The organism is Methanoregula sp. (genome assembly GCF_049686655.1).
Classification (GTDB): domain Archaea; phylum Halobacteriota; class Methanomicrobia; order Methanomicrobiales; family Methanospirillaceae; genus Methanoregula.
This window is the reverse complement of record NZ_JBAVIG010000004.1, coordinates 1-24,160: the sequence shown is the minus strand read 5'-3', so window position 1 is coordinate 24,160 and position 24,160 is coordinate 1. Positions and strand designations below refer to the sequence as shown.

General features: G+C 55.2%; 21 protein-coding genes, 1 tRNA gene and 1 pseudogene. 7 read left to right on the top strand and 16 right to left on the bottom strand.

The annotated features are described in order from the left end of the window. Positions 1-100: 100 nt before the first annotated feature. The 3 genes and pseudogenes from WBL42_RS00415 to WBL42_RS00405 all read left to right on the top strand — a co-directional run bounded on the left by WBL42_RS00415 (position 101) and on the right by WBL42_RS00405 (position 1,742). Positions 101-448, top strand: a complete 348-nt coding sequence (locus WBL42_RS00415; protein WP_424719287.1) for a nucleotidyltransferase domain-containing protein — start codon at positions 101-103, stop codon at positions 446-448. Then, a pseudogene (locus WBL42_RS00410) lies at positions 420-811 on the top strand (HEPN domain-containing protein). Before WBL42_RS00415 ends, WBL42_RS00410 begins: the two are co-directional and overlap by 29 nt. Before the next feature lie 352 nt (positions 812-1,163). After that, a complete protein-coding gene (locus WBL42_RS00405; RefSeq protein ID WP_424719286.1) occupies positions 1,164-1,742 on the top strand; it encodes an exonuclease domain-containing protein in 579 nt (192 codons plus the stop codon). 399 nt (positions 1,743-2,141) lie between these two features. On the opposite strand, the gene WBL42_RS00400 is transcribed toward WBL42_RS00405, so the two are convergent. The 11 genes from WBL42_RS00400 to WBL42_RS00350 form a co-directional block, all read right to left on the bottom strand. Beyond that, positions 2,142-2,405 (bottom strand): DUF86 domain-containing protein, encoded by a 264-nt coding sequence (locus tag WBL42_RS00400; protein ID WP_424719285.1) that lies wholly within the window; start codon positions 2,403-2,405, stop codon positions 2,142-2,144. Beyond that, positions 2,398-2,682, bottom strand: a complete 285-nt coding sequence (locus tag WBL42_RS00395; protein ID WP_424719284.1) for a nucleotidyltransferase family protein — start codon at positions 2,680-2,682, stop codon at positions 2,398-2,400. The genes WBL42_RS00400 and WBL42_RS00395 overlap by 8 nt, the downstream gene beginning before the upstream one ends. 500 nt (positions 2,683-3,182) lie before the next feature. Next, positions 3,183-3,428 (bottom strand): DUF2769 domain-containing protein, encoded by a 246-nt coding sequence (locus WBL42_RS00390; RefSeq protein WP_424719283.1) that lies wholly within the window; start codon positions 3,426-3,428, stop codon positions 3,183-3,185. 213 nt (positions 3,429-3,641) lie between these two features. After that, positions 3,642-3,887, bottom strand: coding sequence for a DUF2769 domain-containing protein (locus WBL42_RS00385; protein ID WP_424719282.1), 246 nt, complete (start codon positions 3,885-3,887; stop codon positions 3,642-3,644). 147 nt (positions 3,888-4,034) lie between these two features. Then, positions 4,035-4,409 carry an EVE domain-containing protein gene (locus tag WBL42_RS00380; RefSeq protein WP_424719281.1) on the bottom strand — a complete coding sequence of 125 codons (375 nt, stop codon included), beginning with the start codon at positions 4,407-4,409 and terminating at the stop codon, positions 4,035-4,037. A 317-nt stretch (positions 4,410-4,726) separates the two neighbouring features. Beyond that, positions 4,727-6,193: a phosphoenolpyruvate carboxylase gene (ppcA, locus tag WBL42_RS00375; RefSeq protein WP_424719280.1), complete on the bottom strand. Its 1,467-nt coding sequence runs from the start codon at positions 6,191-6,193 to the stop codon at positions 4,727-4,729. 486 nt (positions 6,194-6,679) lie between these two features. After that, positions 6,680-6,874 (bottom strand): hypothetical protein, encoded by a 195-nt coding sequence (locus WBL42_RS00370; RefSeq protein WP_424719279.1) that lies wholly within the window; start codon positions 6,872-6,874, stop codon positions 6,680-6,682. Positions 6,875-7,510: 636 nt separating this feature from the next. After that, positions 7,511-9,343 (bottom strand): threonine--tRNA ligase, encoded by a 1,833-nt coding sequence (locus WBL42_RS00365; RefSeq protein WP_424719278.1) that lies wholly within the window; start codon positions 9,341-9,343, stop codon positions 7,511-7,513. 372 nt (positions 9,344-9,715) lie between these two features. Beyond that, positions 9,716-10,273 (bottom strand): dCTP deaminase, encoded by a 558-nt coding sequence (dcd, locus tag WBL42_RS00360; RefSeq protein ID WP_424719277.1) that lies wholly within the window; start codon positions 10,271-10,273, stop codon positions 9,716-9,718. Positions 10,274-10,784: 511 nt separating this feature from the next. Beyond that, positions 10,785-11,534, bottom strand: a complete 750-nt coding sequence (locus WBL42_RS00355; protein ID WP_424719276.1) for an RNA methyltransferase — start codon at positions 11,532-11,534, stop codon at positions 10,785-10,787. An 11-nt stretch (positions 11,535-11,545) separates the two neighbouring features. After that, complete coding sequence (locus WBL42_RS00350) at positions 11,546-12,232, bottom strand: phosphoglycerol geranylgeranyltransferase (RefSeq protein WP_424719275.1); 687 nt, start codon at positions 12,230-12,232, stop codon at positions 11,546-11,548. A gap of 135 nt (positions 12,233-12,367) precedes the next feature. Between WBL42_RS00350 and WBL42_RS00345 the strand changes: the two genes are divergently transcribed. Together WBL42_RS00345 and WBL42_RS00340 are read left to right on the top strand one after the other, a co-directional pair. Further along, complete coding sequence (locus WBL42_RS00345) at positions 12,368-15,568, top strand: PAS domain S-box protein (RefSeq protein ID WP_424719274.1); 3,201 nt, start codon at positions 12,368-12,370, stop codon at positions 15,566-15,568. 58 nt (positions 15,569-15,626) lie between these two features. Further along, entirely contained in the window at positions 15,627-15,995 is a 369-nt protein-coding gene (locus WBL42_RS00340; RefSeq protein ID WP_424719273.1) for a response regulator, read from the top strand. A gap of 17 nt (positions 15,996-16,012) precedes the next feature. Here the strand turns inward: WBL42_RS00340 and WBL42_RS00335 are convergent, their stop codons facing one another. The 5 genes from WBL42_RS00335 to WBL42_RS00315 are packed head-to-tail and all read right to left on the bottom strand — an operon-like array spanning position 16,013 to position 22,859. Further along, positions 16,013-18,841: a DNA topoisomerase I gene (locus tag WBL42_RS00335; RefSeq protein ID WP_424719272.1), complete on the bottom strand. Its 2,829-nt coding sequence runs from the start codon at positions 18,839-18,841 to the stop codon at positions 16,013-16,015. Between the two features lie 5 nt (positions 18,842-18,846). Then, a complete protein-coding gene (gatB, locus tag WBL42_RS00330; RefSeq protein WP_424719271.1) occupies positions 18,847-20,292 on the bottom strand; it encodes an Asp-tRNA(Asn)/Glu-tRNA(Gln) amidotransferase subunit GatB in 1,446 nt (481 codons plus the stop codon). Between the two features lie 2 nt (positions 20,293-20,294). Further along, positions 20,295-21,596, bottom strand: a complete 1,302-nt coding sequence (gene gatA / locus WBL42_RS00325; protein ID WP_424719270.1) for an Asp-tRNA(Asn)/Glu-tRNA(Gln) amidotransferase subunit GatA — start codon at positions 21,594-21,596, stop codon at positions 20,295-20,297. Then, positions 21,596-21,865, bottom strand: a complete 270-nt coding sequence (gatC, locus tag WBL42_RS00320; RefSeq protein ID WP_424719269.1) for an Asp-tRNA(Asn)/Glu-tRNA(Gln) amidotransferase subunit GatC — start codon at positions 21,863-21,865, stop codon at positions 21,596-21,598. The genes gatA and gatC overlap by 1 nt, the downstream gene beginning before the upstream one ends. Next, complete coding sequence (locus tag WBL42_RS00315; RefSeq protein ID WP_424719268.1) at positions 21,855-22,859, bottom strand: asparagine synthase C-terminal domain-containing protein; 1,005 nt, start codon at positions 22,857-22,859, stop codon at positions 21,855-21,857. Before WBL42_RS00315 ends, gatC begins: the two co-directional genes overlap by 11 nt. 281 nt (positions 22,860-23,140) lie before the next feature. On the opposite strand from WBL42_RS00315, the gene WBL42_RS00310 reads away from it, so the two are divergent. Next, positions 23,141-23,223 (top strand) — tRNA-Leu (locus tag WBL42_RS00310). A gap of 433 nt (positions 23,224-23,656) precedes the next feature. Then, positions 23,657-24,160 (top strand): GNAT family N-acetyltransferase (locus tag WBL42_RS00305; protein WP_424719267.1); only part of this gene is annotated, 504 nt, incomplete at its 3' end.

Genomic DNA, 24,160 nt, shown 5'->3' with positions numbered 1-24,160 from the left:
AATATTCCCGGACAAAGATACCATATTACGTGGGACAACTGATCATTGCAGGACAACCGAATACATTGATGAGGTAAACGATCTAAAATCCGGTGAATATATGAGGGACACAACATCCAGCCGACAGGCCGAAATCGAGGAAATCGTCAACCGGATTGTTGAAGCATCCCATCCGGAACAGGTTCTTCTCTTCGGCTCCACTGCGAGGGGAACAACCGGGCCGCACAGTGACCTTGACTTCCTTGTGATAAAATCCGGCAGGTACAATGCACGCAAAATCGCGGGAATAATCTATCAGCGGATGCGGGGAATCGCCCGGTCGATGGATTTTGTCATCGTTACTCCACAACAGGTTGAGGACTGCAAAAACTCCCCCTTCAGTATCGTATATCCCGCATTGCGGGAAGGCAGGGTCTTGTATGAGCGGAAGAAGACGGTCGCCGGATAACCCGGCAGAATGGCTTGCCCGGGCAAAAAGTTCCTTAGCTCTCGCCTCCGCAAAGACGCCGGGTGTTCTTTATGAAGACCTCTGCTTCCAGATCCAGCAGGCCGCAGAAAAGGCGCTTAAGGCAGTTTTTGTAGCACGGAAAATCCCGTACCCGTATATCACGATATCAACGCCCTTCTCTCGGGACTTGAACAGCACGGCATCACAATTCCTGAACCGCTATGGCATGCTGTCACCCTTACCTCGTATGCTTCAGATACGCGGTACCCGGGAACCACAACTCCGGTAACCAAAGAAGAATATACTGAAGCGATAAGGTTTGCGCAGGATATTCTCTTATGGGCAGAAGAACAGGTCCGATGAATGGGAAAAATCGGAGCAGCACGAGCAGCCCCCTCAAACGAGCTCCCCGGCTAAAGCCCGTCCGGTCAATCGCAGACTGTGCCAAACGCCCCGCTTTCACCGGCCCCGACGGCCCCTTGCGATCATCGGTCTGGCCCCGCCCTCTCCACTATGCTCCCTGGCATTCCCCACCACATCCGGCAATTCGGCCACCCCAGCCACCGCCGGCGAGAGAGTGGGATGGGTAATCCTCGCCCAGCAGGACTCCCCACCACAGCCCGTTTTGCCCGGCTCACCGGCCTCGTAATAACCCGCTTGTGCCAGACACCCCAAACCACCAACCCCAAATACCATCCCCCAAAAAACAGATCTGATGCTCCTCTTCATTGACACCGAAACCACCGGCCTCCCCAGATACTCCGCAACGGAGGCTACAGAAAAATGGCCCCGGGTAGTCCAGCTGGCCTGGTCGTTATACGACAACGACGGCAACCGGGAAAGCCAGGAGAGCTATATCATTTACCCGACGGACTTCACCATCCCCCTGGAATCCGTAAAAAAACACGGGATCACGACCGAGCGGGCGAAGGCGGAAGGGACCTCGCTGCACAAAGTGCTCCCGAAATTCAACGCCGATGTGGAGAAGGCAACGACCGTCATTGCCCACAATCTCGACTTCGACCTGCCGATCGTGCATACCGAATTCATGCGGTGCAGGCTCGAAACAAATCTCGCGAAGAAAGAGACCTTCTGCACCATGAAGTTCCCGAAGATTATCCACTGGTGCAAACTTCCCAAGGCGTCGGGACATGGATACAAATGGCCGACCCTGACCGAGCTGCACCTGCAGTTGTTCCAGGAGGAATTCACCGGCAGCCATAATGCCGGTGCCGATGTGGGGGCCTGTGCGAGATGTTATTTTGAATTAAGGAAGCGGGGAATTATCGGGTAGGGATAGCATAATGAAGACCGGTTCAGGTGACTGTTTGTCGCCACATGCAGGGAACACGCAATTTTGAAGATTGCAACATTCGAACGGGATTTTTCAAAAATCAAAGATCCGGCTCGCGTGAAAATCTAAACCCGTCCATGTTTTTAATTTAATGCAAACCTGGAACATAAGTGGTCATTTTTTTCATCCCCCCTCGTCACCGGCCACCGGGGCCTGGCACGCGATCACCGGCCCGGCACCTCCAACGGCCACGGCCTGGATAGGATCGTCCCATTAAAAACCAGAAAAATAGCCATCTATAAATTTGATTCACGGGATTTTGGATTTCTCATGTGCAATGATTACAGCAATTTCTTTCTTCAACACCGGGATCTTGTGCTCAATGATATCCCAGAGGATCTACGGGTCCACCCCGAAATACCCGTGGATCAGGGTATCACGGAATCCGGCAACAGCTTTCCAGTCTGTGGCTGGGAACTGTGACTTCAGCTCGTCGCTTAAGTTCTTGACAGCTTCGCCGATGACCTCGAAATTGCGAACAACCGCATCGACCCGCATCCGATCGTTTTTGAACTCCCCAAATGACAGGTCCCCGACATATAACTGGATATTCCCGGCAGCCTCCGAAATATCATTGAGGTATAGCAGCTGGGACCTAGGCATAGACAACATCCTGAAGGATGGGATCGCGGATGAGGGGTTTGAGTGCAGCATCGGTTACGAGATCAACTTTCCGTTTGAAGAGATCTTCAAGATAGAATTTGGTCCCCATAAAATTATCAAAAGTTTTTTTGCCCTTCTGGAATGTAACGAGGATATCCACGTCGCTGTCCGGCCGTTCCTCTCCGCGTGCGAATGAGCCGAAGATGCCGATCTTCGCAACACCGAACCGTTTCTTCAGTTCCGGTTCGTGCTGCCGGAGGAGTACGAGTACGTTCATACGATTCCTGTATGTGAGTGGTTGGTCTGTCCTTATTATTAATGCATTGAGTGGGCAGGTTGTTTTATCAATGGAATTTTCCCATGTCTCTAGATCCCAGTCTGTCAGCCTTACGATCACCGGTTGGTGCTAAACGCCCCGCAATTGCCAGGTGTTTGCTGCTCCTCGCGAATTCAAAGCTGAGGCCCGTCACCCCCGGCCCGGGGCTGAAACCCGCGGAGGCCCTTTTTCACGCCTCCAGATGCTGCTAAATATTACCTCACGTTTTCCGATGTTAAAATGCCTGATGCTCAGGCGAATTATTACCGCGTTTTCGGGAATGTCGAATGCTGAAAGCATGAGACAAGGGAAGACGAATATCTTCGAATTATTACCTGCGGATCGGAAAAAAGGGAAACGGAGCCCGTAGCGTGGAGATACGGGAGGTACTCCGGATACAGGGGGCACGAGCTGCAGTTATCCGGCAACCCCGGCAAAGATCATTACCGGGAAAAAATTGTTTAGCGTCGGACGCAGAAGTAGCCGCCGCGGAGATGATGCTTGATGTAGACCTCGCAACCCGAACAGAAACAGCCGATCAGTTTCATGTCAGTGGCCGACGACTGCCCGCATGCGCAGAAGAGTTCGTTGGGCTTGAATTTTTCCAGCGAGTGTTTCCTGTAGTTCTGGCAGATCTTGCAGTATTTCCTGCAGATTGCCCGGTTCTCTTCGGTATCCTCAACAACCGGTTTTCCTGATTCAAACATGGTAAAAAAAGTGGGCAATCCTGGCTAATAGATCTTTTTATCCTTTTTCCCGAATGGGGACCACCTCAACGTGCCCGGGACAAGGAACGCGATCGCCAGCGGTTGCAAAATGCCATGCGATCGCCCGGCGTTTGCTGCCCTTTGCAGGTACAAGGCTTGAGGCCCGGTCATCCCCCGGCAACCCTGTGGAAAAATCAATAAACAAAAAATTGACTAGTACGTGACGCAGAAGTATCCGACACGGAGATGGTGCTTTGCGAAGATCTCGCAGCCCGTACAGAAACACCTGATCTCTTTTTTATCCGGGCACGAGGAGTTTCCGCGTGCGCAGAAGAGCTCGGTCGGCTGGTATTTTTCAAGTGAATGAGCCTTGTAGTTCGGGCATATTGTACAGTACTTCCTGCAGATCTCCCGGTTCTCTTCTGTATCTTCGGGAATATTTTTGGTGGGGTTAATCATGATGAATGATGTGTACAAAGATGGATAATAGGTTTTTTGTGAAGGTTTCCCGTTTCTCCGGCCCCGGTCCCATCCGCGTAGCGATCGCCGGCTGGTTCCAAACGGTATGTACTAACCGGGGGTGGCTGCCCTTTGCAATCACACCGGTTATCCCTTCCTGGCGAACACCTCTTCGATCAGCTCGAAATCACGCCTTGGGATCTCGAGGAGTCCGAAGCGGAATGCAGAGCCCCACGACTTCTTGTTACGGATGAACTCCAGATCATCGATAAGCGGCCCGATCTTCACTGCACCGGTATGCAGGTACTTTACATTTCTCCGGAATGGTTTGAAATCCGGTGACATCTCGATCTCGACGATCTCCTCATCTGCCACTTTTCCCAGGGCGGTGAAGGCATGGAGCGGCTCATCTCCACCGTATCTCTCTTTTGGTGAATAGTAAATAATTCCGTCTCCGGCATGCATTCTGGCAAGGCCGGACCGCTTCCCGTGCCCGGCCTTGAGCAAATCCTCCGGCAACACCGAGCATTACGTGTTCCCGTGACGCAACAATGATCCAATATCGGGGTATTGCCATGATGACCCGGTCTTCCCTGTATGATGAAATATATTGGGATGATGCCATGATCATTTTTAAGTTGACGCACGAGGTTGCCCCGGCTCCCGGATTCATGATCATGTATTCAGATCCGACGGATCCGAAAATCCCCCCATTGGCCTCGCGATTACCGGCGAATGCCCAACTCATTCCATACCGGCCCCGGCTGCATTCCCGCACGTACAGCCAAAGACCCCCGGCGGTTTTCCGGTGCACCTCTTTGGAATTCCTTTCGTTGCCCTTATCCCAGAAACTTCCGGATGTTCGCTGCCTGCAGGATCATCGGCTGGAGATCCTTGTTCCGGTGATCGTGGAGCGCCTGGAGAATCGAACCGGTGACCTGCCGGTGCACATCATGCACTTCGTCTCCGCAGATCCGCTCCGCTGCTTCCTTCATGGGCGACGAAAGGAACGGCGAATCGGGGTTCATGTACCGGGCTGCATCGAGAAGGTCCCGGTCGAAATTCACGTACACTTCACGTACAAATGCAAGGTCATCCCGGTCAAGCGCAGACAACCCGAGAATCTCTGGAGGAACGCCAATCGAATACATGGCAGCAGTAAAAGTGATCGCCCGGGGCAGCGTGACACCGCCGGTACTCCGGGTATAGCCGAACAGGCCGATATGGAGTTTGCGTTTGCGCCGGCCCGGGATATGGGCTGCAACCCGGTTGACAATGTCCGTGAGCGGGAGAAGTTCGGTGATGTAGGCCTGCGTGTATCGCTCAATGATCTCACTGCACCGCTTTTCATCAATGGCTGCCGGTGCGACAACCTCACGCTGCTCAAGCTCCCTGACTGCAGCCTGCACCGCATCCAGCGGATAGTCGTACTTGAATGCAGACTGGATGGTGAAGGTATGTGCCGACGGATACTCGGCGCTGACCCGGTCCACGGTATCCGGCCGGAGGTTGCCCCGGAACGGTGCGGACCCGACCCCGATGATCGGGAAAACCGGGGTACCTGTCCGCTCCTGCAGGGCGTTCAAATTAAAAAGGGCGATCTTGTTGAGCAGGACTGCGCTGACAAGCCCGTAGTTCATGGCCGGATCCGACCGGGCAAGAAAGACCCGCTGGTAGGGGAGCTGCTTGTCGAGCAGGTACCGATGTACCGTTGTGTGGGCACCAAGCATGCTTTTCTTGTCTTCGAACAGCGGGATCACGTTGATATGACGGGGGGCAAACGTCCCGATCCAGTCGGCGATGGTGGTATCCCTTCCACCGAGCCGTTTGTATTGCTTGCCGATCACGAAATCCGAATAATACTGGTAGATGTTGTCGATGGCGGTATGGGAATCGGTCATCGGCAGGATGACTTCGTAGATCGGGGCAATATCTTCTTTATAGAATAGTTTTGCACTATCGAAGGAGCGGGGGATGCTTTCCAGGGTCTCGAGCAGGATCTTTGCCTCGGCTTTCTCCACCTGCGGGTTTGGCACACGAAGGGTCAGGAAGATATCCTGACCCAGTTTTTTTTCTGAAAAGAACGGGCTATAGGTGGTCAGGAGTTTTTTGACAACGAAATTGTCTACTTCCTTTCCTTCGCAGTCCCACATCTGCTCCCGGCAGTTGAGGTGCGAGTAGACATAATATGCCTCCCTGACTTCATCCTCGCCACCGAGCTCGGACGATTCTGCAAAAAATGGCACGTGGACGTTGTCCGGGTGCTGGGTGCTCATGCATTTGGGGATCCTGGGCAATTCATCCATGGGATTCACCGGCGCCGGGGTTTTCCGGTCTGTCGTCTCTGATCTGTTATCGTCAACCGTATTTATTTTTGAGGTTGACGAACTCACTGGTCCGGAATCCGTGGCCGGCGCCCGTTCCCGGTTTCCTTTTGGAAAAAATTGTGAGATATTCTGCTCTGTAGAAATCATTTTTTTTTCAAAGAGACGATGCCCCCCCTCTTGCGCCACCAGTCCCCCGCGGGGGACGGGGCGCAGTGCGATGAGCCCCGAGTCACATGGCAGGTAATACAATAGTCATCGCAACCGGGGGATGCCGTAGCGGCGGGGGCAAAGCCCCAAAGAGCGTCAGCGATTATGAGGTTTTCTAATAGAGCAAAATTTTTTTGGAATTCCGGATCTCCTGTCACCCGCAATCACCATCGGGTTTCCATGAACCGGAATTACACCCTGGGATAAAACTACATGAAAAAAAATTTCCTTTTCGCCGGGGGATACAACGGATCGATTTCATTTTATCAGGGAGAGCAGCAAAACACCTAAAAATATCAGGCAGATACCAACGGGTAAAAACAGATCCAAAACCGAGCTTTCAATCCCGGTTATGAAATCCAAAGAGCTTGCTATCCATATTGTAATTAAAATAAGACCAAGAATACCAAGAGCTATACCCAGCAATCGATCGTAACTATCTTTTTTTGCCATGATTATTAGTCCTCGATGGGGTATGCTGATTGATATTCTTTTCTTCGAATCTCTGGAAAGTGAACTGGTAATTCCTAAGTAATTGATCCAATACAATCTCTTTAAAATTATTCTCGCGCTCTTTATCCACATGTATCATTCTGGAATACTACGGAATAGGAAATTCGGAAATTGAACACATCACTTCATTTCCAGGATGTATGCGCCACCGCGGGGAGCCTCATTGCCCATAAAAAATTCCCGGTTCAGGCAACATGCCCGGGCGAGGCCAGGGCGAAGCGGCCGGGCAACTCCCGAAGGGGGTGGGCTCACACGGTTCTTATCCTGTCTCTCCGGATATCCTCCAACAGGAATCACCCGTTTTAAAAGATAACGTCTATCAAAATGCGGCTGGATATGACCTCTTGCAAATCTCATCTCAACCCCTGTTAACCAATCCGGGCATATCAACAAAATCATAAAAACATGGTCACCAGTTCCGGGAATTATGACCTCCTGGCGGACAAAAGCAATTCCCGGTGATCCCAATTTCCGTCGGGGGGTTCACGTCCCGGGTCCGGGTCCCGATAAGAACCAATCCCATCACAGGATAAGGGGTTTGCAAAAAAACAGTATGGTGAAACCTGAAAAAAGTTTTCAGATATACCGGGCCTTCATCGAGAGCTTCCGGGGAGTATAGAGCGGGCGGAACGGTTTTCCTTCCGTGTCCTTCTTCACTGCGGCGATCAGGGCCCCGGTGGTGAGCTGCTCCTTGTGCGGCTTGTTCGGCTCCGACTTCTTCCGGATTGTCACGGTCAGGTTTTTCGATGCGATCTCCTCGTCGCCAACCACGATCACGTACGGTACCCAGTCCATGCCGGCCTCGCGGACCTTCTTGCCCACGCTCTCCTCGCGGTCATCGAGATCGCACCGGACCTGGGCGGCGTTGATCGCATTGCAGACTTCTGCAGCAAACGCACCGTGGCGCTCGGCAACCGGGACAACCCTTACCTGCACGGGTGAGAGCCAGGTCGGAAGTGCCGGGACCGGCTGGGTCGAGATATTCTCTAATATGGCACACATTACGCGCTCCACGCTGCCCGTGGGCGAGCAGTGAAGGATCGGCGGGTGGACCGGTGTGCCATCTTCCTTGTGGTACTTGATGTTGAACCGTGTCGAGCTCTCGACATCGATCTGGACGGTCGGGTTCTCGATCGGGCGGAGCTGGCCGTCAATGGCAGCGAGGTCGATCTTCGCGACCCAGTAGTGGACCCGGTCGGAAAGGATCTCGATCAGCATCGGGCAGTCGGACTGCTTTACGATCTTCCTGACCCAGGCTTCGTGCTCGGCATAGAACTCCTTCGTGCACCGGAACGCGGCCACGAGCTTCGTCTCGAAGTCCCGGCCGGTCTGCCATCCCATCGCGAGCTGCTCCTCGAAGCACTTCAGGGCCTGGGGCATGTCGAGGCAGAGCGAGTGCATATCGGGCATCGTAAAGCACCGGAGGCGCTTGAGCCCGATCACCTCTCCTTTCTGCTCGTGGCGGAAGGAGTAGGTGGAGAGCTCGTACATCTTCATCGGGAGATGGTTGGGCGAGATGTGCATATCCCGCATGATCGAGAACATGCCAAAGCAGGCCGCAAACCGCAGCATCATGTTCCGGTTGTTGGACTTGAAGCGGTACTGGCGTTCGCCGAACTTTTCTGCGTGCTCATTGATCGCCTTGTCGCCAAGGTCGTACATCACCGGTGTCTCTACCGGCGTGCCCCCATACTCAAGTACCATGTGGAGCACGTAATCGCCGAGCAGGTCCCGGACGATCTTGCCCTTTGGCATCCAGCGGAGACAGCCGACATCGCTTGCGGGTTCGTAGTCTACGAGTTCCTTGCTGCGCATCAGCTCGACATGGGCCGGATCACCGCCCACCGGGACAGCAACGCCCAGCTCCTTCTTGACAAGGCAGCCGAACGGGGAGTCGTCGAGGTACTCCTTGTAGTCGTGCTTCTTCCCGTCGGGGGTCAGCACAAACCAGTCATGGGTGACCTCACTCTTCTCCTTCTTGACCGTTATCTCACCGGGGACGATCGTCTTCGAAAGTTCCGAAAGCGGGTGGCCCTTGCAGGAGAGCTTGAATGACTTGTACCAGCCGAAGGGTGCCCGCTTGACGGCGAACCCTTCCGCTTCAAGACCGGTCTTCAGGGCATTGAGCACAGCAATTGCGGTCTCCGGCGACGCGAGGTCGCTGGACAGGTGGGCGTACGGATACAGCACGATCTTGTCGGCCTTGACCTGCCCGGAAGTCTTCCTGATCTCGTCGATCCCCTGGAGGATTACGCCCTCGAGATCTTCCTCGTCTATCGATTCCACGGCGCAGAAAACAGTGAGGGCATCCTCTTCCCTGTCCGCGAGGACAGCACCCTCTTCCGCCATCTTTGTCTTCTTTTTGGCTTCGTATTCGATATAATCAGAATGGATTAAAAGAAGTCGCATTGGTTCATCTCCGGAATGGATCCGATCATTGATCATAAATGGGATTTCCCGGTATATATAACGGTTAACCGTCCGAAGGGTTCATCAGGACCATGATGACGAGAAGAACATACCTGGGTTCTTTCGAATTCTGCTCTGTAGAAATCATTTTTTTTCAAAGAGACGATGCCCCCCTCTTGCGCCACCAGTCCCCCGCGGGGGACGGGGCGCAGTGCGATGAGCCCCGAGTCAAATGGCAGGTAATACAATAGTCATCGCAACCGGGGGATGCCAGAGCGGCGGGGGCAAAGCCCCAAAGAGCGTCAGCGATTATGAGGTTTTCTACAGAGCACCGAATTCTTTACCTGCCCGCCCTTCCCCGGGACCCATCCGTTACTCCTGTTTCCTGTTTGCCGGGTACCGCGAGAGGGTTGCCTGCCGCTGGTCAAGGTATTTTGCATCGCCCTTTTTGTCATAGGGCTTCTCTGCCCGCTCTGTAGTATAGAAGACGAGCTGGCCGATCGGCATCCCGGCATAGACCCTGACCGGGCGGGCATTGACGTTTGCCATCTCGAGCGTGATCGTGCCCCGGAACCCGGCATCTATCCAGCCGCCGGTCTGGTGGAGGGTGACACCTAGCCGGGCGATGCTGGACTTGCCCTCAATGGTAGCAACAATGTTGTCGGGAAGGGCGATACATTCCAGGGTTTCGGCAAGGACAAACTGGCCCGGGTGCAGGATGAACGAATCCGCGTGGATCTCTTCAACACCTGACGTAACACTCTCCCGGGTGAAGGGGTCAATAATATCCTTTCCTGGTTTGTACCAGACAAAGTGATTGCCAAGCCGGATGTCCAACGAGTTGGGCTGCACCAGGTTCGGGTCGTAGGGATCGATTTTGATATGGCCCCGCTCTATGCGGTCGCGGAGCTGCCAGTCTACGAGAATCATCGGCTCCAGTATGGGCGCTGATCGGACATAATCTGATGTATTATTCTGGAAGTGATGAGGGGGGTTGACACTCTCATATCAGCGGTTATGATGAACGCTGCCGCTTCGGAGTTTGAGGACTTTCCGGGTTCATGGTTCTGATAGCCTGCTCATCATCCGAAGTTATCACTTCTCCGATCTGTCTTCGCTTATGCGACGACTAAATTCTCCACAGCAGGACTCCTGACCTGGTGCACGTTGCAGGGAAACCGGTACCGATATCAACGCTCTTTGGGGTTTCACCCCCGCCGCTGTGGCAGCCCCCGGATGCGATAACTCGAGAAGAGGTAATTCCCTCAGGCAACCGCAATGCGCAGGGGCGGTGTGGGGGGCAGGCACGGTCTCCTCCTCTCCAAAAATAACCTGAAAATAATTGTTCCGGCACAAGGATTTCTACCGGGATAATCGCCCCTTATTCCTGCGGATCCCAAAGATAATCCCGGAGAAATCCGCAAGCACGCCCGCGATCCCGTTACTCTTCCCCATCATCGTACAGGTTCTTTCTCCCCGTATTGTCCCGGTCGAGCAGCGCAGGATCGATGTGCCATTCGCTCCTTCGCAGCAGGCCGTGCAGCGTGCTCGCCTCCCGGGTGGTGAGATTCGCCCGCCCGAGGACGCGCCGGATCAGGGTCATCGTGTTCTCCCGCTTGAACGCCGGGTGGTGGATCGCATCGAGATACCGGTCGACATGCCGGTACAGGTATCCCATGTACTCCGGGGGAGCGAGGGTATATGAGGGAAGCGGGAGGTTTGCGAGCTCATAGCAGACCACACCGACCGCATGCGAGAGGTTGAGGATAGGATACACTTCTGCAGTCGGGATGGTGCAGATCATGTCGCTGCGCTTGACTTCCTCGTTGTTGAGCCCCCAGTTCTCGCGGCCGAACAGGATCGAGATCCGGCCGTCGGCGTCCTTGATCCGCTCCCGGAGTTCTCTTGGAGAATAGAAGGGCATCCGCATCGCGTGGCAGACGGACTTACTCACCGTGCCGGTCGTAGCAATGACGATATTGGACCGGGCAAACACGTCCTCGATAGTACAGACCTCCGCGCTTTTGAGGACATCCTGCGCATGAGAAGCCCGGGCCTTCGCTTCTTCGCCAAGCCTGCACGGGTTGATGAGCACGAGACGGGAAAAGCCGAAATTTTTCATCACCCGGGCGGCAAAGCCGACATTTCCCTCGTAGAGGGGTTCGACAAGGACAATGTCAATGGCCGGCATAAAAAGTACGGTTACCGGGCCGCGTCGACAGTGGCCTTAAGGACCGAGGCGCCCTGGTCGTAGACAGCGTTTCCGACAACGATCGTATCGGCATACCGGCTCATCCGGGCCGCCTTCTCCGCGGAGTTGATCCCGCCGCCGTAATAGAGCACCGACTTGTCGATCGCGTCCGACGCAGCTTTCACCACAGCCGGGTCGCCGAACGTGCCGCTGTATTCGAGATAGATGATCGGGAAGCGGAAGTAGTGGTCGGCGACCGTTGTGTAAGCAGCGACTTCCGCGGCCTTTAAATCACAGACCGCTTTTGTCACTTTCCCGACTGATGAGTCCGGGTTGAGCACAATATAGGCCTCGGGGACCACCATCTCCCAGGGAATCTTCCCGGTATACTGCTGCACCCAGGCCCGGTGCTTGCCCACGAGCCACATCACATCGGTCGTATTCATGACACTGGGGACGAACACGTAGTCGATGCCCTCCACGAGGACCGCGTCAGGACCGGCCGGCTCCATCACGAGCGGCAGGTCGTAAGCCTTCACCTGTTTCTGGAGGATCGCAAGGTTCTCCTTCGTGACATTGAGCGTGCCGGAGAGCATCAGGGCATCCGTGCCGCTGGAAGCGATCGCGTCAATATCGCCGGGCTTGAGCTGCTTGTCAGGATCCAGTTTGGTCACGTGCACCCAGTCTTTCCATTTCATTGAAATCACTTTACATTATGGTGTTTCATCCCCATAAACGGTATCCCTTCCGGCACCATACCCTACAGTAAACCGGTTAATTTAGAATGGTATATATCGGATAAACCGTAATCGGGAAGATATCCAAGGATTCTCATGAAGCTCCAGGAAAAAACGAGTATTATTCTTGTGATCCTCCTGATCGTCATCCTCGCTCTGATCAGTGTCTTCGTCTCAGTCGTCTCGATGTCGAGTTACAGCGCGCTGGAACACAAGTACGCACTGCAGGACGTGGACCAGGCCGTGAACCGTCTGCATGACGATGAGACTTCACTTTCATCGATCGTTGCCGACTGGGGGCCATGGGACGACACCTACGATTTTGTCAACGGGAACAAGCCGGATTATATATCAGACAACCTGTTTCCGGAAACCTACAGTAACCTGGGGGTTGGCCTCATCGTCATCACCAACAGGCAGGGGGAGATCGTCTATGCCGGCGCATATGATGACAAGAATAAAACGGTGGTTGCAATACCGGAAGCATTCAGGCAGACTCTGACCGCGACAAATCCCCTGCTCTCCATGGCAGATCCCCACAACGCGACTACCGGTATCGTGATGCTGGATGGAAAACCCCTGATCGCTTCTTCCCGCCCCATTATCCATTCAGATTATTCCGGTATCCCGCAGGGAGTAGTTATCATGGGAAGGTACCTTGACGATAACGAGATCTCCTATCTCTCGAAATTATCCAAACTGAACATCCACCTGTTCCGCATGGATGATCCCGCACTCCCCGCTTCGCTGCTCCCGTCCCTGAGAACCGTTCCGGATGGCAGCCCGGGGATAGTCATCCCTGTCAACAGCAGCCAGATCGCCGGATACACACTTCTCAGGGACGTGTACGGGAACGACGCCCTCATCCTCGAGATCCTGCAGCCCCGGGATATCTACCAGCAGGGCCTCACGTCAACCTACCAGTATATCCTGATCGTACTGGGAGCAGGACTCCTCTTTGGTGTCGTCGTCCTCCTTATCCTCGACCGTCTTGTCCTGTCCCGTGTCAGTTCCTTAAGCCTGCAGGTCCATAACCTCGGTGCCGATACCGGAGCATACCATAGGATAGATCTTGGCGGCAATGACGAGTTCTCTGCACTGTCCCTTGAGATAAACCGTATGCTTGAGACCATTGAAAAGACCCATAACGGCCTGATGCAGAGCGAGGCGAGGTTCCGTGAACTTACCGGACTTCTCCCCCAGATCATTTTTGAGATGGATACTACCGGGAATATCCTGTATGTCAATAAAGCAGGAGCGGAACAATTCGGGATCACCGACCTGATGATCGGGCAGGGTGTCAATATCAACCGGTTTTTATCCCGGGAATACATCGCGCAGATGCAGCGCGGTCTCGCCGCGGTGATGGCAGGTTCGCCATCCCCGGGGGAGATCTACTCATTGCAACGACAGGGCGGCAGCTTCATGAAAGCGATCGTCTCCACCTCGCTCATAAAAAAGGATGGGAAGATTACCGGTTTCCGGGGGGTTGTCGTCGATGTCACCGAACGGGTTAAACTCGAAGAGGCCCTCATCGAGAGCCAGGAATATCTCCAGACGCTCTTCTCATCGGTGAAAGTAGGTATCGTTGTCATCGATATTGGGACGCACAGGATCATGGATGCCAACCCGGCTGCACTGGAGATGATTGGCATCACGAAAAACAAGATAATCAACCAGAGCTGCCATCGCTTCATCTGCACCGGGGAGGAAGGCAGTTGTCCTATAACGGATCTCAACCAGAACATGGATAATGCCGAACGCGAACTGCTGACATCCAGCGGTAATAAAATCCCCGTTATCAAACATGTTGTCCGCATCAAGCTGCAGGGCAAGCCATGCCTGCTGGAGACCTTCATCGACAACACGATCCGCAAAACGATAGAACATGACCTGCGCGAGAGTACCGACCTCCTCAACGGCATCCTGCAGGCATCACCGGTAGGTGTGTTCCGGATGGACCCTTCCGGGAAAGTCACCTTTATCAACGAGACGTTCACCAAGATCACCGGCATCCCGTTCGGGAAGATCCGGGGGACGTACTGGGCAGATATTCTCCCGCAGGAAGAACGGAAACGTGTGCTTGGGGAGATGGGTGAAACAATCAGGGAACGAAGAAAGGGGAGTGCTGAAGCACGATACATCCACCCGGACGGAACGCCTTACTGGCTTTTTGGCCAGACGGTACCCCTCATGGGTAAAGACGGCAACCTGACCGGCTGGGTTGGTACAATCACGGATATTACCGGGCAGAAACTTATCGAAGCTGCACTCAAGGAGAACGAGGAAAAGTACCGGGCTCTCACGGAAAATACTCCCGATATCCTCTTCTCCACGGATATGGCCGGGATTATAACGTATGCATCGCCACAAATCAATAAATATGGTTTCCCTGTGGATGATGTGGTCGGGAAATCACTCCGTATTTTAATCCATCCCGCAGATATCGACCGGGTAGAAGGCAATTTATCCCGCGAACTGGAAAAAGGTGCCCAGTTCGTTTCACAGTTCAGGATCCTTGACAAAAGTGGCACAATCAACTGGTTTGAAGAAAAAAGCTCACTCCGGCTCGATCCCTCAGGAAAACCGGTTGGGATTTACGGGATACTGAGGGATGTCACAGAACGAAAACTTGTTGAAGATGCGATCGATATCGCCAACAAAAAACTGAACCTGATGAACCAGATCACCCGGCATGATATCCTCAACACGATCACCGGGTTACTCGGATGCGTGGATATGGCAAAAGCCACAGAATCCCCTGGAGAAAAGGAGCAGCTGCTCAATGATATCAGGGACCTGACCCGGGTCATCCAGCGGCATATCACGTTCACCCGGGAGTACCAGGAAGTCGGGGTTCACCTGCCCCAGTGGCAGAATGTCAATGATATCATCAGTAAGGTATTGCAGAATTTTGCAAAATCCGGTATTACATTTTCTTCAGAATTTGAGCATATGGAGATCTATGCGGATCCTTTGCTGGAAAAAGTGTTTTACAACCTCATCGATAATGCGATCAGGTATGGAGATACCATTACGACGCTGTCGATATATCCCGGCATTTCCGATAAGGGGCTCTCGCTTATTTTCGAGGATAATGGTGTTGGCGTCGACGCCGGGCAAAAACGTGAGATCTTCAAACGGGGTGTGGGAAAGAATACCGGCATGGGCCTGTTCCTGACCGCTGAAATTCTGGCAATAACCGGGATAACTATTGAAGAGAACGGTATTTCCGGGAAAGGGGCAAGGTTCGAGATCCGGATCCCGAACGGTACCTGGCGGTTCCCCAAAGATTAAATGAGAGGTAAACATATCAGGCAGACGCACTTTTGATTATGTACAGGATGTGGGACTCGTGTCAGGTGAAAGAATCCTTCTTGTCGAAGATGATGATATCATTGCGAAGGTAACCGACTGGCGGCTGAAAAAGCTCGGCTACGAGGTCTGCGGCAGGGCAGTAAGTGCCGCAGAGGCTATGGATCTGGTAGTAAAATCCCTGCCGGATCTTGTCCTCATGGATATAAATATCAAGGGTGACATTGACGGGATCGAGACGGCAAACATGATCAAAAAGGGGTTCAACATCCCTGTTGTCTATGTCACTTCCCATTCTGACGGCCCCACGATCGAGCGCGCACGGGAAACGAAACCGGATGGTTTTATTGTAAAGCCGTTTGAGGATAACGACCTGCGGGTCGCCATTGAACTCGCCATGAAAAAATAAACTCCGCCCGGGTCAGATCAGAGCTGGATAACTGCGTTGTCTTTCTTTTTCTGGATGATGCTCTGGTAATCCCGGATCTTCTGCTCGGGGATGCCGGTCTCTGCCGAAACCTTCTTTGCGTCTGCGGTGAGGAGTGCCCCCGTATCGATGATCCCGGCGTGGAACATCGTCTCCGCTGCCTTTACACTCAGGCCGCTGATGGCGAGCAGTTCCTTCCTGCCCCGCTCGACCTGGAGTTTTGAAAATTTCTTCGGTACGGGTTTTTTGAGGTGGGTGCAGACCAGCTCGACATGGCGCTGGACCGTGCCAAGGGACATGCCGGTCAGGGAACTGAGGGCCAGCGGGGGCTGTGCACAGAACGCTTCAGGCTCGATGACGCCTGCTGCAATATACTTCTTCAGGCTGACTGCGGGAATGCCGATCTCTTTGAGGATCTGGGTGTTGAAGACCGTTCTTGCTTCGGCCACGACCTGCCCGGACTCCGCATCGCTGATCCCTGCTTTTTTCAGCACCGAGGGATCTGCCTTTGCCAGGTCGGCGAGCTCGGAGACGCCGGACTCCCGGAGGGAGGTCATGATCTTTGCATAACTGCGCCCCTTGCGGGGGATCAGGTGGTCCCGGATGAACTTGCGGCACTCCGACCTGCGGCGCAGCCTCTCGAGCACAGTCCCCGCGTCCCGGATCAGCTGCCCCGCCCGATTCTCGTCCACGCCGAGTTTCTTTGCGAGTACATCAGGCATGCTGCGGGTGATCTCGGCCACGGTATAGATATGGCGGGAGCGGAGCGTGTCAGCCAGTTCCGTAGTCATGCCGGGGATCTCGGAGAGTGACTCCTGGTTCGAGCTGATGTGGTGACAGAGCGGACAACCGATGTCCCAGGGGCGTGCCCCCTTCCTGACGAGACGGACATAGTTGAGCTGGTGTTTGTCGCAGACCTCATCTGTCCGGACCGCAAAGCCCCACTGCGCCATGGGCAGGCCGATGTTGAAGCTGCACTCGGGATACCGGGAGCAGCCTATGAACTGGGTGTTGCCCCGGAGGTGCTTGATCGCGAGCGTGCCGCCACAGACCGGGCATTTGCCGAGGTTCATCTCCTCGGCAGTCCGGTCCCGGATATCGTCGCCGATCACCTGCTGGTTTGCCTCGAGCTGGTCGAAGGCATGGTGGAGCATCTCCCGGGACTCCTTGATCACGTCCTCCCGGGTCCGCTGGCTCTGCTTGATCAGCTGCATGTGGTCTTCAAGCGTCCGGGTCATGCCGGGTTTGGTGATCGCATCGGCGTGCTGCTCGAGCGATTCGGTCACCACTCTCCCGACAAGCGTGGGTCGTAATGGTGCACCTTCCACGTATTTCCGCGAGACAAGTTTCGCAATCACCTCGTGCCGGGTGCTCTTCGTGCCAAGGCCGAGTTCTTCCATCCGCAGGATCAGCTTGCTCTGGGTGTAGCGGGCGGGCGGCTGGGTTTCTTTCTCATCGAGGTTGACTTTTTTGATCGGGAGATGCTCTCCGGCAGTGAACTCCGGGAGGAGGGTCTCGCGGGCCTCGCTGAACGGGTAGACCGTGTGCCAGCCGGGCTCGGTGAGCTGCCCGCCGGTCGTGGTATACTCTTCCCCGTTTGCATCGAAGAGGAGTTTCAGGGTCTTCCACATGGCATCGGGCGCGAGGGTAGCGAGGAAACGCCGCAGCACGAGTTCGTACACCTTGAAGGCATCGTCGCCCAGCTGCTCCCGGGTCGCGCCCCCGGTCGGGTGGATCGGGGGGTGGTCGGTGGAGGACTTCTTGCCCCGGGTCGGGACCGTACGGCGGTTCGCTATCACCCATTCGACGTCCTTTTTGAACGGCGAGTTCCGCAGTGTTTTGAGGATCCCGTCAAGGTCCAGCGACGGGGGATACACGGTGTTGTCGGTCCTCGGGTACGAGATGAAACCGTTCATGTACAGGTCTTCGGCGATCCGCATCGCGTTCGCCGCGGAGAGCCCGAGCCGGGCTGCCGCCACGATGTAGGTGGTAGTATCGAATGGCGACGGTGCCCGGTCCTGCTTGACACCGAACTTCACGTCCCTGACCACGAGCGGCGCCTTCGTCCGGTCCCGGGCCTGCTCGGCAACAGCCTTCTCGTGGAACCGGCCGTTCGTGTGCCGGGCCTCGATCACTTCTCCTTTCTTTTCGAAGTCAAGGGATAACTGCCAGTATTTCTCCGGGACAAAGGCCTCGATCTCCTTCTCCCGGTCCACGATCATGGAGAGGGTAGGCGTCTGGACCCTGCCGACCGAGAGGATATTCTGGCCGCCACGCCGGGCTGCAAGCGAGATGAACCGGGTGAGGGATGCCCCCCACATCAGGTCGATCGACTGCCGGGCTTCGCCGGCGGCAGCGAGGGCGAAGTCGAGGTCCGTGGTATGGGAGAAGGCGTGACGGAGTTCCTGGGAGGTGATCGCCGAGAACCGGGCCCGGTCGATCGTGACCTTCGGGTTGACGGCCCTGACGAGCTCGTAGGCTTCCTTGCCGATCAGTTCCCCTTCCGTATCGAAATCCGTGGCGATCGTAACCCGGTCTGCCTTCCGGGAGAGCTTCTGGAGCAGGGATACGATCTTCTTCTCGGTCGGGATCTTGATCGTCTTTGCATCGATCAGGTGCCGGGGGGTTGCCTCCTCGCTGCGCCAGTTGGAGTACCCCGGCTCGAAGTCGATCTCTACCACGTGGCCGCGGAGCCCGACCGTTGTGGTGTCCCCGAAACTGTACGTGGAGACACCTGCATCCTTGTTTTCGGAGATCCTCTTTCCTTCGGAAAGGATCTCTGCTATGCGGCGGGCCGATATGTTCTTCTCTGCTACGATCAGGTGCACGGGTATTACGCCTCCCGCTTTTGAAGCACTTCGGCGAGCATCCGGTTCAGTTCCCCGGGATCCGCCCTGCCCCGTGTCTTCTTCATGACCTGGCCGACAAGGAAGTTCAGTGCCCCGGCCTTTCCTGCCCGGTAATCCTCAAGGGCCTTCTGGTTCTCGTTGATCGCTTCTTCAATCGCGGTCGTTATGGCACCGGTGTCTCCTTTTGTCTTTGCCAGGTTGAGACGGGCGACGATCCCTGCCGGTGTTTCGGGGGTCTCGTGCTTCAGCCGCTGGTCGAGCATCACGCGGAGCACTTCCACACCGCTCTTGTCGGTGATCGTGCCCGCCTTCAGCAGCCGGACCAGCCCGGTGAAACTCTCCGGGTCGACCGGGTCAAGTTCCATGTCCCGGAAATTCAATTCCCCGATAAGGGTATCCGCAATCCATGTCGCGGCGAGCATGGACAGGCCCTTTGGATCGGAAACAACAACCTTCTCAAAGAAGTTTGCGAGCTTCAGTTCCCCGGTCAGGGTCCGGGCGTGGTTGAGCGAGCAGCCGTACTGCGCCATGAACCGCTCACGGCGTGCATCCGGCAGCTCGGGGAGGACAATCCCCTCCACCCATGACTGGACATGGAGCGGGCGGAGGTCCGGTTCCGGGAAGTACCGGTAGTCGTGCTCCAGTTCCTTGGAACGTGCAGACTGGGTGACGCCCCGGGCTTCGAGGAAGTGCCGGGTCTCCCGGTCCACTTTCTGGCCCCTGCGGAGCACGTTCTTCTGCCGGGTGATCTCGAATGTCAGCGCCTTCTCAACACCTTTGTAGGAAGTAATATTCTTGACCTCGACACGCTCGCTGCCCTTAATCGAGATGTTCGCGTCTACCCGCAGGGATCCTTCCTTGTCGGAGTCAAAGACGCTGAGGTATTCAAGCGTGGCACGGAGTTTGTTCAAAAACTTCCGGGCCTCCTTGGGCGACCGCATATCCGGCTCGCTCACGATCTCGATTAAGGGAATGCCGGCGCGGTTGTAATCCACGAGCGAGTATTTTCCCCGCTCTGCGTTTCCCATGTGGACGAGCCGGCCGGGGTCTTCCTCTACGTGGATACGGGTGATCCGGATCCGCTTCTCCCCGCCTTCGTCGCCCTCGATCTCCAGGTACCCGCCTTCCGCGAGCGGCTTGTCGTACTGGGTGATCTGGTAGGCTTTGTCGAGGTCAGGATAGAAGTAATTCTTCCGCGAAAACTCGGACTCGTGGAGCACGGTGCAGTTGAGGGCCTTTGCCACCCGCATCGCGTACTCGATCGAGCGTTTGTTCAGCACGGGCATCGCGCCTGGCAGGCCAAGGCAGATCGGGCAGACATGGGTGTTGGGCCCGTCGCTCCGGTAGTCAGTGGAACAGCCGCAGAAGAGCTTGCTCTTCGTGTCCAGCTGGCAGTGGACTTCGAGGCCCACGATAACATCGGTCTCCATCTCTAGATCACCGCCTGTTCGTAGGCATAGGCCACATCGATGACACGCTCATCCTCGAAATGCCTGCCCATGATCTGGAGGCCGACCGGCATGCCATCGGCTTTGCCGCACGGGACTGATATGGCCGGGATACCGGCAAGGTTCGCCGGCACCGTGAGGATGTCGGCGAGGTACATCGAGAGCGGGTCGCTCTTTTCACAGAGCCTGAACGCGATCGTCGGCATGGTCGGGCCGGCGATCACATCGACATCCGCGAAGATCCGCTGGAAGTCCTTTCTGACATTCTCGCGGGCCACCTGCGCCTTTGCATAATATTTCCCGTAATATCCGCTCGAGAGCGCGAAGGTCCCGAGCATGATCCGCCGGCGCACCTCAGTGCCGAACCCGGCCCTGCGGACTTCCTGGTAGGCCTCATGCCACGGTTTCTTCGTGTCCGCGGCGGGACCGTACCTGACCCCGTCGAACCGGGCGAGGTTGGAACTTGCCTCGCAGGTGCAGGTAACATAGTACGCGGCGAGGGCGTACTCCATTGAGGGGATACTGCACGGGACGGTAGTGGCCCCGAGCTCTTCGAGGCGGCCGATGGCTGCTTTCACCGATGCTGCAACTTTGGGATCTACGCCCTCACCGAAATATTCCTGCGGAATACCGATCTTCATGCCTTTGATTTCAGCACGGGGAGTGTGGGTATAGGGCTTGTTGAGGGAAGTGGAGTCGTGGCGGTCGTAGCCTGCGATCACCTGCATCAGGGTGGAGACATCGCTGACGGTCTTGCCCATCGGGCCAACCTGTTCGAGCGAGTTCGCGTACGCGATCAGGCCGTACCGGGAGACCCGGCCGTAACTGGGCTTCAGCCCGGTGATCCCACAGAATGCGGCGGGGCAGCGGATGGAACCCCCGGTGTCAGTACCGAGTGCCATCCGCACCATGCCGGAGGCGATCGCGGCAGCGCTGCCGCCGCTGGACCCGCCCGGGACCCGCCCGGTATCGCAGGGGTTGAGGGTAGGGCCAAAGGCGGAGTTCTCGGTGGTGGTCCCCATGCCGAACTCGTCCATGTTTGTCTTGCCGGCAATCGCCGCACCGGATTTCCGGAGGAGCTCCACCACATGGGCATCATACGGGGGTACGTAGCCCTTGAGGATCCGCGATGCGCAGGTGGTCTCGATGCCCCGGGTAGAGATATTGTCCTTCACTGCTACGGCGACACCGGCAAGCTTCCCGCCCGTATGCGTCGGCCTTTTGCAGACCGTAAGGAAGGCATTGAACGTATCGTCCGGTTCGAACCTGATCGACGTTCCCGACACTACATCACCCGCGGTGCCCTGATAAAACCGTCTTCCTGTGCCGGCGCATTCCTGAGTACCTCTTCCTGCGGGAGGGAGGGCTCGATCTCGTCCTCCCTCATCACGTTATACAGATCCTTTATTGCAGCCGCATCGCCTTTCACCGCGTCGAGCTGATCGAAGTATTCGAGGATTTCGTTGAACTGGTGCGTAAAGGTGCCCAGTTCACCGGAGCTGATGCCGACATCGGCCAGTTCCGCGATATGTTGTACATCTTTTTCAGAGACCATGGTCCACCCTGCTGATGTAATCTATGTAATCTTGCACGGACGTTTTATAACCGTTTTTACGGGCGAGCTTCCGGATCACGGGCCATACCCCGCTCCCGTATTGCATGGCTTTCTTCTCGTACCATGCGAGATCTTCCGGAATGTGGCGTTCTGCGACCTCCCTTAAGGGAATTTTACGCCGGCCGTCCTTCACTTTCCCAGCAGCCGGGATATGTGAGGCAGCGCGCACGACCCGGGCATCCAGATATGGCATCGAAAGATAGGTACCGTGGAGGGCAGCAACGGCCTGGTCGCGGCGTGCCTGACCTTCGAGGCCGGCAAAGTCCCGTACAAGATCTGCTTCGAGCGTGGGTGTTTCAAGGTACCGGGAGTAGCCGCCGAAGAGCTCGTCTGCACCCTGGCCGGCAAGGATACGCCGGTATCCGTGTTCCCCGGCCCACCGGGCTATGAAGTACTGGGTAACCGCGATCCCGACGTTGACCGGGCTCCTGTCCGGGATGACCGGGATAACGAGCGGGAGTACCGCCTCGATCTCCGTTACAGCGATCGTCACAAAGGTACAGGAGAGTCCGAGTGCCTCCGCGGCCCTGCGTGCCTGTGCCAGGTCGTGGGCACCCTCTACTCCGACGGTCACGCATTCACGTCCCGCGAGAAAAGCAACGAGGGTGGAATCAACGCCACCCGAGAGTGCGGTAACGCCTTCGTCGCTGCGCAGCTGCACGGCCGTGATGATCGCATCTTCGAGCGACATGTCCGGGACATCGGGGGTGATCTGCCCTTTTACCTCGCCATTGCAGAGAAGGGTACCTTTCGGCCCCCGACCTTCCATGACACCGTAACAGTCGCGTGCGCTGCACCCGTTCCAGTCAAGCGAGAACTCGCCCCCGAACCGGAGGATATCCTCCTGGGAGGTTGTGACAATTTTTTCAATTGCCTGAGGACTGAGTCGTTTTCCCCCGAGTTCGACCCAGCCGGAGATTGTCAGTGGATTCATGGTCAGCCCATCGTGTGTCCGATCTTCACACTCAGTACTTTTGCCATCGTTTTTAAATCATGCCTTATGGAACCCGGAAGTGAAGAGCCGGATAACCGTCCCGGTAGTCAGGAACCAGCATACCGGTGCCGGCACCAGTTGGATCGGCATGGATCCAAAAATGGAAAACGATAGAATCTTTTTTGCATCGGGAGGTCAATAGTTTAGAGCGCGAGGGTAGCCAAGTCGGCCAACGGCGCTGGACTTAAGACCTCGTCGTGAAAACCGGTATAAGATCAGCCGGGAGGATAGGAAAGCTGGCCAACTCCGCCGGACTTAAGATCCGGTCCTTAGTGGTTCATGGGTTCGAATCCCATTCCTCCCATTTTTCTGTTTCGTAATCGTGCATCATTGCGTAAGATATCACAACAATAAGCCAGAAGGGTCCCTCCTGGGTTTCCACCTGGTATCCAAAGATCAGTTTTATTAGAGATCAGTATGTAAGCCGTATGCACAGGAATGCGGATAAGACGAGCCGACGAGGGGAGATACTGCTTTTATAAAAAGCATATATACCCTCACGTTGAAAATATAACGTAAAGACCCGTTGCAGACCGGCGACCGAGAACCTACGGAGATGGGAAGGATTATGGCAGAGCATTTCAATACAGCAATTGTCTTAGAGGGCGAGGATGCCCGCAAGTTCCGTGAATACGAGAAAAACCCGTGGGTAAATGAGACGAAGGCAAGTTTAGAAAGCGCTAAGCGGGCCCGGGCAATCGCATCCAATCTCACAAGATGATCAATAATGGATACTAGTGAGTTGCGTCTCAAAAGTACTCGACGACACAGTATCCGTCGAAAACTTTTCTTGCAATAAAAAGCCCGAGAGCGACCAACTAGAAAATTTTTTAAAAGTACATGCCCTTGACAATCAGCATAAACAACTGACTGTCACATATGTGGCTCTAACAGAAGACGATAATCCAATTGCGTTTTTCTCTATTGCTTGTGCTAGCATCGCTGTTAATAATCTGGAAAAAAAACAAACCTCGAATTTACCAGGAAGAGACCGTTACCCTGCAATATACATTGGTCGTTTTGCGGTGGATGATAAATATCAAAATCAAGGCGTTGGGGTATGGTTGATGGAACAATTATTTGCAAGAGCCATCAATATATCCTTTGACGTGGGTTGTAGGTATTTAATCGTTCAATCAAAGCAAACGGCAAAAACATTTTATGAGAAAAAATTTGGGTTCAGTCACGCGAAAGATTTGGATAATGGACACATCTTATATTATAAAAATATGATAACCTTA

Excerpts from the sequence above, each read along its gene's own strand:
- WBL42_RS00415 (WP_424719287.1), top strand. The coding sequence starts at position 101 with ATGAGGGACACAACATCCAGCCGACAGGCCGAAATCGAGGAAATCGTC.
- WBL42_RS00405 (WP_424719286.1), top strand. The coding sequence starts at position 1,164 with ATGCTCCTCTTCATTGACACCGAAACCACCGGCCTCCCCAGATACTCC.
- WBL42_RS00400 (WP_424719285.1), bottom strand. The coding sequence starts at position 2,405 with ATGCCTAGGTCCCAGCTGCTATACCTCAATGATATTTCGGAGGCTGCC.
- WBL42_RS00395 (WP_424719284.1), bottom strand. The coding sequence starts at position 2,682 with ATGAACGTACTCGTACTCCTCCGGCAGCACGAACCGGAACTGAAGAAA.
- WBL42_RS00390 (WP_424719283.1), bottom strand. The coding sequence starts at position 3,428 with ATGTTTGAATCAGGAAAACCGGTTGTTGAGGATACCGAAGAGAACCGG.
- WBL42_RS00385 (WP_424719282.1), bottom strand. The coding sequence starts at position 3,887 with ATGATTAACCCCACCAAAAATATTCCCGAAGATACAGAAGAGAACCGG.
- ppcA (WP_424719280.1), bottom strand. The coding sequence starts at position 6,193 with ATGGATGAATTGCCCAGGATCCCCAAATGCATGAGCACCCAGCACCCG.
- WBL42_RS00370 (WP_424719279.1), bottom strand. The coding sequence starts at position 6,874 with ATGGCAAAAAAAGATAGTTACGATCGATTGCTGGGTATAGCTCTTGGT.
- WBL42_RS00365 (WP_424719278.1), bottom strand. The coding sequence starts at position 9,343 with ATGCGACTTCTTTTAATCCATTCTGATTATATCGAATACGAAGCCAAA.
- dcd (WP_424719277.1), bottom strand. The coding sequence starts at position 10,273 with ATGATTCTCGTAGACTGGCAGCTCCGCGACCGCATAGAGCGGGGCCAT.
- WBL42_RS00355 (WP_424719276.1), bottom strand. The coding sequence starts at position 11,534 with ATGCCGGCCATTGACATTGTCCTTGTCGAACCCCTCTACGAGGGAAAT.
- WBL42_RS00350 (WP_424719275.1), bottom strand. The coding sequence starts at position 12,232 with ATGAAATGGAAAGACTGGGTGCACGTGACCAAACTGGATCCTGACAAG.
- WBL42_RS00345 (WP_424719274.1), top strand. The coding sequence starts at position 12,368 with ATGAAGCTCCAGGAAAAAACGAGTATTATTCTTGTGATCCTCCTGATC.
- gatB (WP_424719271.1), bottom strand. The coding sequence starts at position 20,292 with ATGGAGACCGATGTTATCGTGGGCCTCGAAGTCCACTGCCAGCTGGAC.
- gatC (WP_424719269.1), bottom strand. The coding sequence starts at position 21,865 with ATGGTCTCTGAAAAAGATGTACAACATATCGCGGAACTGGCCGATGTC.
- WBL42_RS00315 (WP_424719268.1), bottom strand. The coding sequence starts at position 22,859 with ATGAATCCACTGACAATCTCCGGCTGGGTCGAACTCGGGGGAAAACGA.